Genomic DNA, 12,231 nt, shown 5'->3' with positions numbered 1-12,231 from the left:
ATTCAGCCCGCAGGTGTGTTAACCTTGCGGGCTATTTTTTTAAGGTAAAATCTTTTTAGAAATGCCGGTTACCATCCGTATTGAGGGGATGGATCAATGATTTGTTGCAATACGTAGCAGGGTCAAATTCACTGACGTTCATCGACAGGAAAGAAATATCTGTGAATAGCGGCGCTAATTTTTGGATAACTACTTTGGAAAGAGCTGCTTTTTGTTCCGTGCTCCGGCCTCCCATAATGCTCGCGAAAATGTGCAGGAAACTATGCTTTCCTTCTCCTAATTTATAATGTTCATAACAGTTAATCCGCACCTTCACATCATTCACCGCAAATAATCCGGTAGATACGGCCGCATCATAAACAGTATCCATGATTACATCCGCCGGCTGTTGTTCTAAAAGGTTTTTTGAAAATTCTATTACAAAATGAGGCATATGTTTTATTTTTTAATGAAGGAGAAGAAGAGATACGTTTTATAACAAAAAATTACAAATTGATAATGAACCTTAAACTTTAAAGATCTTATTTTTATCTGGTTATCTACCGGGTAAATTACAAACAACATGATGAATTTTAAAGGAGCTATATTTTTGTTTACGATGCTCTTGCTGAGCTTTTCAGGGTACAGTCAGGGATATAAACTGATCGCACATCGTGGCGGTGTAGTAGACAGTCTGCGTGGGGAAAACAGTATGGAGGCGCTACAGGAGGCTATCAGGCGTGGATATGATATGATAGAGATTGATGTACGGCTGACCAGCGATGGTATCCTGGTGACACATCATGATGCCAGTCTTAAACGAACTTTTGGAATAGACAAACCCTTGTCGGCACTTACCTGGAAAGAGTTATTAGCTTTAAAGAATAAAAGCGGGTATCGTATCATGCCGTTGGAGGAAGTGCTGAAACAGGCCCAGGGCCATTTGCAGATCATGATTGATCTCAAAATTCCAGGATATAACCCTGATGCTTTTGATAAGATGATATTGCTGCTTAAAAAGTACGATCTCTATGATCATGCACTGATGATAGGAACAGACGAGTCCACTTCTTTTTTTACCGGGAAAATTAAGTTGAGTTGCACCCGGCAACAGCTGGAGGCAAATATGAAGCAACCAGGTTATGCTGCTGCTAATTATTACCTTTTTTCAGGAGATATCTCAGCCGCTGATGCTGCATGGGCAAAAGACAATAACATTTTAGCCATAGGCGTTGTCAATGCCTGGGCGTTTGAGAAGGCGGATGGTAGGAAGCTGGGCGCGGAGCAGGCTACACGTCTGAAGGACGCAGGGCTAACCTGGTTCCAGATAGATAGCATGTTTGAACCATTTTTTAGAAGCCACCAGTAGTTTTTAGATACCCATTTTGTATAGTTGCTGATGTGGTGCATCGTTTTTTGGATGAATAAAAAGAGAATATATGTGAAAGTGTAAGAATGCCTTTATGATTGAATAAACCTCATATTCGACTACAACAAGCGCAGATCCGGCTACACCTGTTTGTTTTTTGCGGCAGAACTTTGCAACATAAACAAACACGAAAATGAAAATTATAGTAACAGGTTCATTAGGACATATCAGCAAACCGCTCACTGCAGCGTTAGCACAAAAAGGACATGCAATTACGGTTATCAGCAGCAAGGCCGAAAAGCAAAAAGAAATTGAATCATTAGGAGCAACTGCCGCCATTGGTTCACTGGAAGACGTTGATTTCCTTACCACTACTTTTACAGGGGCAGACGCGGTGTATAGTATGGTTCCGCCAGTCAGTTACTTCGATCATAGCTTTGACCTGGTGTCGTATTATCAGGGACTTGGCCATAACTATGCCAGGGCCATTGAAACATCAGGTGTAAAAAGAGTCGTTAATCTTAGCACCATAGGCGCTCATTTAGAGAAGAAATCAGGGATATTGATCGGTGCGCATGATGTAGAGCATATCCTTAACGGATTGTCGCCGGAAGTCGCCATTACGCATATGCGCCCTACCTCTTTCTACTATAATCTGTACGGCTATGTAGATATGATAAAAAAAACAGGCGTTATCTCGGCGAACTATGGTGGAGACAATAAAGTGCCATGGGTTTCTCCGATAGATATTGCGGCTGCCGTAGCGGAGGAACTCGAAACACCATTTACCGGTAGAAAGGTACGCTATGTGGCCAGTGAAGACCTCTCAGGAAACGAAGTAGCCGCCATCTTGGGCGCAGCGATCGGGAAGCCGGATTTAAAATGGGTAGTGATTTCCGATGAAGAAACGAAAAGTGGTTTGGAAGCGATAGGCATGCAACCACGTATTGCGGCGGGTTTGGTTGAAATGTACGGAAGTATTCATAGCGGCTTGTTGGCAGAAGATTATAACCGCAACAAACCTGCGGTGATGGGTAAGGTAAAGATGACGGATTTTGCAAAGGAATTTGCGGCAGCCTTTAATCAAAAGTGATAAATTTGCGATATGGCCAGCACTGCACCACACCGGTTTAAAACGATCAGCGAATTTCACGACTTCAGGGGGCTCCCTAAGCCGGAACATCCATTGATCAGTGTGATCAACGTGGAGTCAATCAAACAGTTGAATCACAATGAACCATTCAATCTGCTATTGGATTTTTACTGCATTGCATTGAAAAGAAATTTCAATGGAAAAATGAAGTACGGACAGCAGGCCTATGATTTTGATGAAGGCATTATGACCTTTGTAGCACCTGGCCAGGTGTTTAGCATTGAAATCAACAAAGTAGAAGAAGAACTGAAACATTCGGGATGGATACTATACATCCATCCCGACTTCCTCTGGAATACCCCTTTAGCGAAGAAAATAAAGGAATATGAATACTTTGATTATTCCGTGCATGAAGCCTTATTTCTTTCCGAAAAAGAAGAAGCAACGCTGGTAGGCATCCTGCAAAATATCGAACAGGAGTATCGGGCTAACATCGACAAATTTAGCCAGGACCTTATTATTGCACAACTGGAAGTATTGCTTACTTACGCAGAACGATTTTATCATCGCCAGTTTTTGACCAGGAAAATAAGCAACCATAAAATACTGGATCGGTTGGAAGATATACTGACAGCCTGGTTTAACAGCGACGATTTAATTAAAAAAGGATTGCCTACGGTTACCTATGTCGCCGAAACATTGAATGTATCTCCCGGTTATTTAAGCGGATTGCTTAAAACCTTAACAGGTCAGAGTACCCAGCAACATATACATGAAAAACTGATTGAAAAAGCAAAGGAGAAGTTATCAACAACGGACTTGTCTGTAAGTGAAATCGCTTATGAATTAGGCTTTGAACATTCACAGTCTTTCAGCAAACTATTTAAAATGAAGACCAGCCTCTCTCCTTTGGAATTTAGAAATAGTTTTAACTGATCCGCTACCGGAAATATTCCATCAAATCCCTGCGATAAGTATTGCCAATCGGTAAGATGATGCCGTTGCCCAGGTGTAGTTCCCCATAGGTAACTTTTTGAATGTGGTTCAAGGCAACGATATATGATTTATGAATACGTTTAAATCCTATCTTTTCCAGCTTTTGTTCAATTTCAGTAGTGGTAACCGGACTTAAATAAACCTGGTCAGGGGTATGAACTTTTACATAATTGCCCCAGCTTTGTACATGTGTAATGCTGCTCATCTGCACTTTGATCACCTCTCCATCCACTTTCAGCATTAGAAACGGAGCCGGAAGATTTTCCACAGGTGTTTCCTGCCGTACAGGAGAAGCTGGTCTGTAGCGCTTAAATACTTTGTGGATAGCCGCCGTGAACTGTGGCAGATCAAATGGCTTAACCAGGTAATCTACTACCTGGTATTTGTAACTCTGCAGGGCATATTCGCTGTAAGCAGTGGTAAGTACCACCAGCGGTGGGTCAGACATCGCTTCCAGCATGTCCATGCCGGATACACCGGGCATATTGATATCAAGGAACACCAGGTCAACGGGTTTTTCATGGATATATTCCATCGCCTCAATCGCATTATAGAAGGAGGCGCTAAGATGTAAACTGCTAAAGGATTTCAGATAATGCCCCAATACCAGGTGTGCGCCCTCCTCATCATCTATGACGATACAGTTTAATGGTTTGGTCATCTCAGTAAGTGTTTAATTTCAGGGTGAGGGTGGTTTGATATTCCTGTGGTGTGGAAGCAGTTTCAAAATGATATCTTCCTTTATACAGCAATTCCATTCGCTCAATGATATTCTGCAAGCCAATACCCGATGAGTAGCTTTTAAGCGATTCATCCGCGATGGAATTTACAATATGCATCTTTAAAGTAGTGTTAACCACTTCTATATTAATACGCACAAACCATTTGTTTGCGATCGTAAGACTATGCTTAAAAGCGTTTTCAACCAACGTGATAAGAATCATTGGCGCAATCTGGTACAAACACATGGATTCAGGTAGGGTAGGGACATGAAAAGATATCTCGCATCGTTTGYCAATCCGCTCTTTTTCCATGATGATATAATTGTCAATAAAATTGATTTCCTCACATATGCTGACATTGGTTTTCTTTCCGTTTTCCAGCTGATAACGCATCAGGTTAGATAACTTAAGAATCAGCTCCGGAACGCGTTGGGGCTCAGTAAGACTCACCCCATACAAATTATTGAAGGTGTTGAAAAAAAAGTGAGGATTCATCTGCGCATGAAGGAACTTAATATTCACCTCACTAAGCAGCAACTGCGCATCATTCCTCTTTTTCAATTCCATAGAATACTGACGGATCAGGAAAAAAGACATGATAGTCATAGTACTGATAATACACAACGCAAAATTGTCAATGATCGCCAGAAGGTTATCACCATTCTGATAGTATTCAGGGTCTATCCAGTAATAATCGGGTAAAAACAGGATGATGGCGCCCAGTAGTGTGGAAAGTATACTTAGCAGCGCATACCGCAGATACTTTTTTTCCAGGAACAACGGGAATATAAAAAAGCGATGAAATTGTGCCTGGGCATAGAGGATCAGGAAAAAGACCAGCCCCTGGCTAAAAGCAAGCAAGGTATCTATCCGCATCATTTCATGCAACATGGTTAATACATACATGGATAGGAAAAATACCATTTCGATGAAAGTATTCTTATGGTACCACCTGTCTTTTTCAATGATGTTCATCACTATTTCATTTAAGGCCATTAAAGAAACGACTTTTCTATACGGTGGGCAAGAATTAATGACGAACGATGTTCATCACCCGATTTGCCCATTTGGAATGAATACGATGGACCAACGCGTTTGATCATTTAATCATAGCAGATGCTCATCTAAATTTTAATACGACGTCCTGCCGGCCTTTATTTGCGGATTGTTTATTCATCCAATTTATTAGCTGAAATGTCAATATTTAAAATCTTTCGGATCATATTCCTACCTATACTGCTGCTGATTGTAAACAACACCTATGGCCAGACTGATCTGAAAACAATCATCATCAGGGGGATATTGATAGACTCGTCAACAAGAGCACCCATAGAACTTGCTACGGTGGTGGTCACAAAAACGGATAACAGGGCGGTACAATCCGTCTTAACTGGTACGAACGGTAGTTTCTTATTGAAAGTACCCGAAAGCACCGACCTCATGCTGCACATTTCCTACATGGGATATCATGCCTGGTCTTCAAAAATTTCTCCGGCTGCAGGTCCTGTAAATTTGGGCCTTATTGGTTTAGTGGCGAAAACAGGTGTACTTAATGAGATAATAGTAAATGGAAAGAAGCCGCTGATACAGAGCAGGGGAGATAAGCTGATTTATAATGCTGCATTGGATATCAGTAACAAATCCGGTTCTGCTGCCGATGTACTGCGTAAAGCGCCCATGATCACCATCGGCGCTGATGGTGAAGTAAAGCTGAGAGGGAATGGAAATATCAAGGTATTGTTAAATGGTGTTCCTTCGGGGATACTTGCAAGGAACCTGAAAGAGGCACTAAAGATGATACCCGCCAGCTCCATTGAGTCTGTTGAGGTGATCACTTCACCTTCCGCAAAATATGAGGCCGAGGGAGCCGCGGGCGTGATTAATATTACCACTAAGAAGAAAATGAAAGGTACTGGTGGAAGCATCGATTTAAGTGCCGGAAATCTGGAGCAATCTGTTAACGGTAATCTGAATATGAACAGGGGTAAATTTAGTATTAACCTTAACCTGGAGGGAAGCCTGGAAAAATCACGTACTGTTTCCGAGTTGAATAGAGTAGGATTGGCAGATGGTGTGCCCATTGGAAGCCTGTTCCAGAGAAATGATGAAACACAAAAAGACAGGGGTGGTTTTGGAGAACTGGCGATAGAATATCGTTTGGATTCCTCGCAGAAAATGGGCGTCAGTATATCCCATTGGAAAGCTAAATGGCCTGCCGCAAGTGATGGGTATAATTCATACAGGGATAAGCAGGGCGTCAGTGAGTATAACCAGATCAGCCGTCAGAACACGAAAATCAACTTCACCGAATTTTCATTGAATTATCAGAAAAAATTTAAACATCCCGGGCAGGAACTTCAGCTGATAAGCCAGTATAGCCTGTCCTGTGAGTATTCAAATTATCTGACAGATCAGTCCAGTCTTGCCGGCAAAACTTATTTTCGGGAACAAAGTCCCAATACAGGGCACAGCAGGGATTTTAGTTTTCAGGCAGATTATGTGCAGCCACTGGATCATGCTGGCAGGAACCTGCTGGAAATGGGTGGTCGTTATAGTAAAAATAGTTCCAGCAGTAGCTTCATTGTCTTTAACAACCGGCATACGCCGGGAAGTGAACAGTTGGAGGAGGATCCTACCCGTGCCAACGCAATGTCTTACTATCAGGATATCGCCGCCGCTTATCTGAACCTCAGTATTAAAACCACGAAAAACTGGGCGTTCAGATTAGGTACACGCTATGAAAATACCCGGCAGGGTGGGGACTTCAGAAGTACACAGCCCTCTTTCAGAAGCGAGTTTAATAACGTTGTTACCAGCATCATGATCAACAAAAAAATCAATGAGGTACACGACTGGAAGCTGAGCTTTACCGAACGAATCCGCAGGCCGTTTATCTGGGACCTGAATCCCTACGTCAATGCGAGTGATCCCCGTAACCTGAGCGCCGGTAACCCGGAGTTAAAACCAGAAGTGAACCGGATGTTTGAACTGGCACATAACTATAATGCGCCATCAGGCTTTAGTGTAAATTCAAGTATCTATTTCCAGACCAACAGCAATGCTATTGAGTCGCTGAGAACGGTGGACAGCCTGGGAGTATCGCGAACGGCTCCGCAAAACATCGCCGCTAATAAGCGCTTAGGAGCCAACATCTATTCCAGCTTGCAGATAAATAATGATTGGACGCTGTCTGGAGATGCTGAATTTTACCATGTGTGGTATAAAAGCAAAGTGCTTAATATGGGAAATGAAGCGAATCTTTATGCGGTAAGCATAAACAGTTCCTATGAGCTGCCAAAAGATTTCACCATTCAATTTTCCGGTGACTACAGCAATGGATATGTAACGCTTCAGGGTAGCACTTCGGCAAATTATACTTATCACTTTTCAGCCCTTAAAGAATGTTATAATAAGAAAGTAAGTATCGCATTAAGTGTGAATAACCCTTTCCAGCATACATTTATACAGCGTAGCACTGCTATCGCACCTTCCTTCAGCAGTAATACCGCATCGTGGTATTATAACCGTTCTTTCTCCATATCCATCGGCTGGAAGTTTGGAAAAGTACGTTCAGATAATGAAGAGGAGAAGAAAGAAATGAATGTGAGTGAAAAGCCGATGCGCAGAGACAGAGCGAAATAATTAGCCGCTGAAAAAATAGAAAAGGCATCGTTTGCAAACGATGCCTTTTCTATTCGCACCTTTCTTACCAGGCCCTCGTGCGGCCTACATAAATATTTTTAGCGCTGTAATAGGTATCTCCTGAAGGGCCATTACCGCCGCTGGAGCCTTCCATCTGCAGGTTAATGATAATATACATGGGCTTACCTACAAAGTTGGCAACGTGCATGCCCGTCCAGTTGCCATCGATGTAATAGTGAATGTTCACGTCAGTAGCACTTACTTTCGTGATCCATACGCGATAGTTGTGCCAGTTGCCGGGGGAGGAAACATTCGTTAAGATACTGGAAACATCCTGCGGAGTTCTGAAGGTATTCTGCCAGTTGGTAGCATTGCCTTTGAACTCAAGGATATCGCTTTCGGGAGGCCAGCTGTTTACCGCAGTTAGCCAGAATGCAGGCCAGGAGCCACCTACCGATGGTGCCTGGAAGTCACCTTTTACTTCCCAGTTAGGAAACTGATCGTTTATCAGTACCTGTGCTTTGGCATGCACCGCGCCGCTGTGATAACGAATAGGAAGATAGGGATCACTGGAACTGTTACCTTCATTCCAGTTGATGCGGGCTGCTTTGATCGTGAGCGTGCCGCCATTCAGGTAAATGTGATTATGATCGGAAGTACTACCATACATACGTGCGGTGCCGTTATGGTCTGATCCCCAGGGATACAGGTAATTCCAGGCGCCTTCAAATGCAGTATAATTGTCAAAAGAACTGTTGTCCAGCACCGTTTCCCATGTCTCTGCTGCTTTAGCGGCCGATTGTGTTTTTACCAATGCTTCCTTTTTGGCGGCATTGAGTTGACCTGGAGCTACTTGTTTCTGGCAGGACAGGAGGATGGGGCTGGCCAGGGCGAATAAGATTTTCATACTAGTTTTCATAAAACGGAACTTTTAACGTGAATAATAGGATACTACGTGCGGGTATCATTTGGGTTTACATCGTGAATATCGTGCGAATCTGATTGGGGGAAGGGGGAGATATTCATTTAATTAGGGGGAGGAATTGGTAATTTCTCCTGGTACTCCCTGACAGAGGAGGTTACTGCAACCGTGCTTCGTTGTAAAAGAGTCTTTGAATAGTATATCTCCCTCCGCAGCTACAGCCTGGTATTGAAGAAGCCCTGCTATGGCCGGTTTTGACCTCTATTTGTCTTGTATCCTGGTTATACCTCCGGAAGTTCATCCCCGCATCAAGTCCACCTCAAGTCCACCTCTGCTGCGCTACATATGTATGTACATAGCCTGTTCCAGGCATAGGATCGGCGGAACCACTATAATGAAAATACGTGTTGCAGATAATGTTGACTATAATGATGGATTTTCTTAATGCACCAGATCTAAAAGAGTATTCAGAGACAACGAAGATAAAATTCCTCCCAAAATATCCGTGATGAAGGCTTTGGGCAGCTGGCGGGCTTAGATCTATAGCATTCGCCCTTCATAGATTGACTAAACTTTATGCTTAAAATTTACACTATCTCCCAGGAACTCAACCAGATCCCATTACTCCGGCAACTATAAACGGGGATGCTATTATATACAAACAAAAAAGGCACCGATTTTCATCGATGCCTTTTCTTGTTCCCCGGAACGGAGTTGAACCGTCACTCGCATTGCTGCGAAGGGGATTTTAAGCTACGCCGAATACTTTTCAGGAATGTCTTAATGGGAAGCGGAAGAGCCGTTGATGGCTGCATGAACCCTGTCACCTGCAGTACCATAAACTGGAAAGGCTACCTTTATGTGAAAAGGTAGCCTCAATATTAATGGCATTATTATTTGCTTTTCCTCAAAATCTCTGTGACACGGTAAAAAGCTGAATAACTAAAGGAGCTGACCTAACGGACGACTTGATAAGCTCTCAGTCGTATTGGTAGCAATTGAAACGTTGGCATTTTTACCGCATTCTTACCTATATCCTCTTTCAACATTTTCTTCATTTGCCTGTCAGGAATTGAATCCGGACAAGGTTTGATATAGTAATAGTAATAAACGAAGGGTTGGTAAACCTCGCAGTTGTGACCTGTGTCGGGAACTGCACGGTTCCAATCAGTTTCTTTGTAAAAAGGAATAACCCTACTAAATTCATCCCGGAAGCCTTGCGGCAAATCTCTCGAATAATCAATACTATCCAACATCTTCCCGTTCCGAATGTGAAATGTAATAGTTGAATAAACTGTACACTGTGTATCTTCCGGCATTGGCGGAAATAGCACTTGCCCTAATTTTTCGAATAGCATTTTAGTATGTGGGTTATCAATCAATTTTGTTTGAGAGAACGCCTCACAGCTAAATAAAGCAGTTAGCCCTATGATGAGGTATGTCTTCTTGATATTTGACTTCATATAAATCTATTTTATGATAAATGGCAGAGAAATTGATATCCCTGTTTTACGGACATTTTGTACCACTGATACCTAATTTATAATAACTATTTGTTGCTTCGATTTTGTTTCGATCATCTTGCGGTAATGTCTGATATACATCAGTGAGTTCAAGCCCTCCCCAGGATAAGGCAGTAGCTTCTTTATAATCCATATCCGGAAACATTTCGGTCAGGGCATCAGCGAGTATACAAACGTAATCATTAGCCATTCTTCTATGATCTCTAGTATCTCTATCCTCCTTTGTCGGATCCCACTTGGCTAATGCAAAATAAGCGTGCAGAATTTCGTGCATTATGGTAGCCACTATATATTGCTGAGAAGCATTCTGAAGGTTTGTATTACTAAGTATTATTCTTGAATAAGCATTGGGATAAGTTCCACCTGACAATGTTCTTGCATCATCGGTACCGGTGTTACCTGAGTAGAATTCCAGCGTGGACTTAGCCTGTGCTCCGAAAAATTGATAAAGCATTATACTATATCGTCCTGCAAAAATCTGTCCCTTTAGATTACTTAATGCTTTTTTTTGACATTTATTCTTTAAACTATCAATTACTTTTTTTAAAGTATATAACTGCGTCACCGGAACAACCGAGGTGTACCACTACTTGTTCCACCACCACCACCACCACTTCCACCTCCAGAAGGTGGAGGATCAGCGCACACCATTGTTGTTGATTTATATGTACAGTCCCAGTGGAGACCATCATCAACTGTCCGGCAATCGTACCAATCTGTTACTGTACACACTGTTGGTGCAGTGCTTTCTGTAGATGGTAATTGTTTAGAAGAGGTTGAAAATGTCGCAGGTGACGTTTTATTATTTTTGTTCACCCATGCACTTGCAAAATTACCTTTCCAATCTTCGATTTTCGTGACACCTTTAAATGGTAGCTGTCCTAAAATATAGTCTTTATCTGGTACTTGAGTTACAACTTCATAGTGTTTTACACCTTTGGGGTTAGTGTAAATCTTTAGAGAAGTCATCTCTGTGGCTGAAACATGGTTGCCATCTGCTAAAGTGATATATTTCGCTTTAGTAACAAAAACAGGGACTGTTACTATTGTACCAGTAACGTCCTGAGTGACCTTAGCTCCACTCCATAAGGGAAATTTGTCCGGACGTATATTTTTGTTGATATCCGGAATAACTTCAGCATTAAAGTAGTTATAAGCTGCGTCAATGATCTCGGACTCAGATGCAGCATTTACAGGTGGGACTGACTCCTTTTTGTTACACGCGAAAATTATCGCAACAAGGAAAACTACAGCAATAAATAGGATTTTTTTCATGAATTCTTAATTTGTTTGATTCATGCTTAAAACAGGAATTAACAACGATCAGGTTATTACAACTTGGGGATTAATTAATGCTTGAGGAATATTAACTATTCTATCTGAAGATAAGATGTTATTATGAATAAAATAACAGTGAATTTCTTTCTTTTAAGTCAAAAGGAACATACGTTTGCCCCGTTGACTGTAAAGAATCGATTGACGTTCGTTAGGTAGATGTAAAAAGATAAAAGCCTCCGATAGCCCTTCTGACCTCCATTTGTCAATGCGATCATACCATTGAAGAAGCCTTGAATCATCTGTAGGTGTACCACCCAATGAATACCGATAAATTGCCCCCTCTTCGCCATTTTAAATTAACCCCCTATAAGCCAATGTGTGATACCGATGGTTTGCGATTTTTTATAATTTGTATCGCTATCGGATAGGTGCCCTCGCTTATGGGTTTTTTATTTGTTCGGAGAATGATAGAAATAGTTGCCATTGAAAAAAAGATTTTCAAGGCGCCATTAAAGTTTTTAGAGAGTTTTTAGGTAGGATTGTTAGACCATTTGTTTGACCAAACAAAAAAGCCGATCATTTATGATCGGCTTTAATCGCTGGAAGTCTTTACCAGCTTAGTTCCCCGGAACGGAGTTGAACCGTCACTCGCATTGCTGCGAACGGGATTTTAAGTCCCGCGTGTCTACCAATTCCACCACCAGGGA

The 12,231-nt window shown here is 42.0% G+C and carries 11 protein-coding genes and 1 tRNA gene; 4 read left to right on the top strand and 8 right to left on the bottom strand.

All coding sequences use genetic code 11. From position 1 onward, the window contains the following. Positions 1-55: 55 nt before the first annotated feature. Positions 56-433 carry a 5-carboxymethyl-2-hydroxymuconate Delta-isomerase gene (locus tag AB4Z08_RS00825; RefSeq protein ID WP_441571861.1) on the bottom strand — a complete coding sequence of 126 codons (378 nt, stop codon included), beginning with the start codon at positions 431-433 and terminating at the stop codon, positions 56-58. Positions 434-562: 129 nt separating this feature from the next. Between AB4Z08_RS00825 and AB4Z08_RS00820 the strand changes: the two genes are divergently transcribed. The 3 genes from AB4Z08_RS00820 to AB4Z08_RS00810 all read left to right on the top strand — a co-directional run bounded on the left by AB4Z08_RS00820 (position 563) and on the right by AB4Z08_RS00810 (position 3,377). Then, entirely contained in the window at positions 563-1,348 is a 786-nt protein-coding gene (locus AB4Z08_RS00820) for a glycerophosphodiester phosphodiesterase (protein ID WP_441571860.1), read from the top strand. A 193-nt stretch (positions 1,349-1,541) separates the two neighbouring features. After that, positions 1,542-2,441 (top strand): NmrA family NAD(P)-binding protein, encoded by a 900-nt coding sequence (locus tag AB4Z08_RS00815; RefSeq protein WP_441571859.1) that lies wholly within the window; start codon positions 1,542-1,544, stop codon positions 2,439-2,441. Between the two features lie 12 nt (positions 2,442-2,453). Further along, positions 2,454-3,377: a helix-turn-helix domain-containing protein gene (locus AB4Z08_RS00810; protein ID WP_441571858.1), complete on the top strand. Its 924-nt coding sequence runs from the start codon at positions 2,454-2,456 to the stop codon at positions 3,375-3,377. 4 nt (positions 3,378-3,381) lie between these two features. On the opposite strand, the gene AB4Z08_RS00805 is transcribed toward AB4Z08_RS00810, so the two are convergent. Further along, positions 3,382-4,098, bottom strand: coding sequence for a LytR/AlgR family response regulator transcription factor (locus AB4Z08_RS00805; protein ID WP_441571857.1), 717 nt, complete (start codon positions 4,096-4,098; stop codon positions 3,382-3,384). A gap of 1 nt (position 4,099) precedes the next feature. Beyond that, entirely contained in the window at positions 4,100-5,134 is a 1,035-nt protein-coding gene (locus tag AB4Z08_RS00800; RefSeq protein WP_441571856.1) for a sensor histidine kinase, read from the bottom strand. 219 nt (positions 5,135-5,353) lie between these two features. Between AB4Z08_RS00800 and AB4Z08_RS00795 the strand changes: the two genes are divergently transcribed. Continuing rightward, positions 5,354-7,801, top strand: a complete 2,448-nt coding sequence (locus AB4Z08_RS00795) for a TonB-dependent receptor domain-containing protein (protein ID WP_441571855.1) — start codon at positions 5,354-5,356, stop codon at positions 7,799-7,801. A 64-nt stretch (positions 7,802-7,865) separates the two neighbouring features. On the opposite strand, the gene AB4Z08_RS00790 is transcribed toward AB4Z08_RS00795, so the two are convergent. From AB4Z08_RS00790 to AB4Z08_RS00770, 5 genes are all read right to left on the bottom strand, one after another. Then, on the bottom strand, positions 7,866-8,708 hold the full coding sequence (locus AB4Z08_RS00790; RefSeq protein WP_441571854.1) for a glycoside hydrolase: 843 nt from the start codon (positions 8,706-8,708) through the stop codon (positions 7,866-7,868). Between the two features lie 971 nt (positions 8,709-9,679). Then, a complete protein-coding gene (locus AB4Z08_RS00785) occupies positions 9,680-10,186 on the bottom strand; it encodes a hypothetical protein (RefSeq protein WP_441571853.1) in 507 nt (168 codons plus the stop codon). A gap of 46 nt (positions 10,187-10,232) precedes the next feature. Then, positions 10,233-10,811: a hypothetical protein gene (locus tag AB4Z08_RS00780; RefSeq protein WP_441571852.1), complete on the bottom strand. Its 579-nt coding sequence runs from the start codon at positions 10,809-10,811 to the stop codon at positions 10,233-10,235. Beyond that, positions 10,808-11,521, bottom strand: coding sequence for a hypothetical protein (locus AB4Z08_RS00775; protein ID WP_441571851.1), 714 nt, complete (start codon positions 11,519-11,521; stop codon positions 10,808-10,810). Before AB4Z08_RS00775 ends, AB4Z08_RS00780 begins: the two co-directional genes overlap by 4 nt. Before the next feature lie 624 nt (positions 11,522-12,145). Next, positions 12,146-12,231, bottom strand: a tRNA-Leu gene (locus tag AB4Z08_RS00770).

Origin of the sequence: Chitinophaga sp. RAB17, assembly GCF_052114225.1 — a bacterium.
GTDB lineage: Bacteria > Bacteroidota > Bacteroidia > Chitinophagales > Chitinophagaceae > Chitinophaga.
This window is presented reverse-complemented; position numbering and strand designations above follow the sequence as displayed.

Coding starts and splice junctions, on each gene's coding strand:
- AB4Z08_RS00825 (WP_441571861.1), bottom strand. CDS start 433: ATGCCTCATTTTGTAATAGAATTTTCAAAAAACCTTTTAGAACAACAG.
- AB4Z08_RS00820 (WP_441571860.1), top strand. CDS start 563: ATGATGAATTTTAAAGGAGCTATATTTTTGTTTACGATGCTCTTGCTG.
- AB4Z08_RS00815 (WP_441571859.1), top strand. CDS start 1,542: ATGAAAATTATAGTAACAGGTTCATTAGGACATATCAGCAAACCGCTC.
- AB4Z08_RS00810 (WP_441571858.1), top strand. CDS start 2,454: ATGGCCAGCACTGCACCACACCGGTTTAAAACGATCAGCGAATTTCAC.
- AB4Z08_RS00805 (WP_441571857.1), bottom strand. CDS start 4,098: ATGACCAAACCATTAAACTGTATCGTCATAGATGATGAGGAGGGCGCA.
- AB4Z08_RS00795 (WP_441571855.1), top strand. CDS start 5,354: ATGTCAATATTTAAAATCTTTCGGATCATATTCCTACCTATACTGCTG.
- AB4Z08_RS00790 (WP_441571854.1), bottom strand. CDS start 8,708: ATGAAAATCTTATTCGCCCTGGCCAGCCCCATCCTCCTGTCCTGCCAG.
- AB4Z08_RS00785 (WP_441571853.1), bottom strand. CDS start 10,186: ATGAAGTCAAATATCAAGAAGACATACCTCATCATAGGGCTAACTGCT.
- AB4Z08_RS00775 (WP_441571851.1), bottom strand. CDS start 11,521: ATGAAAAAAATCCTATTTATTGCTGTAGTTTTCCTTGTTGCGATAATT.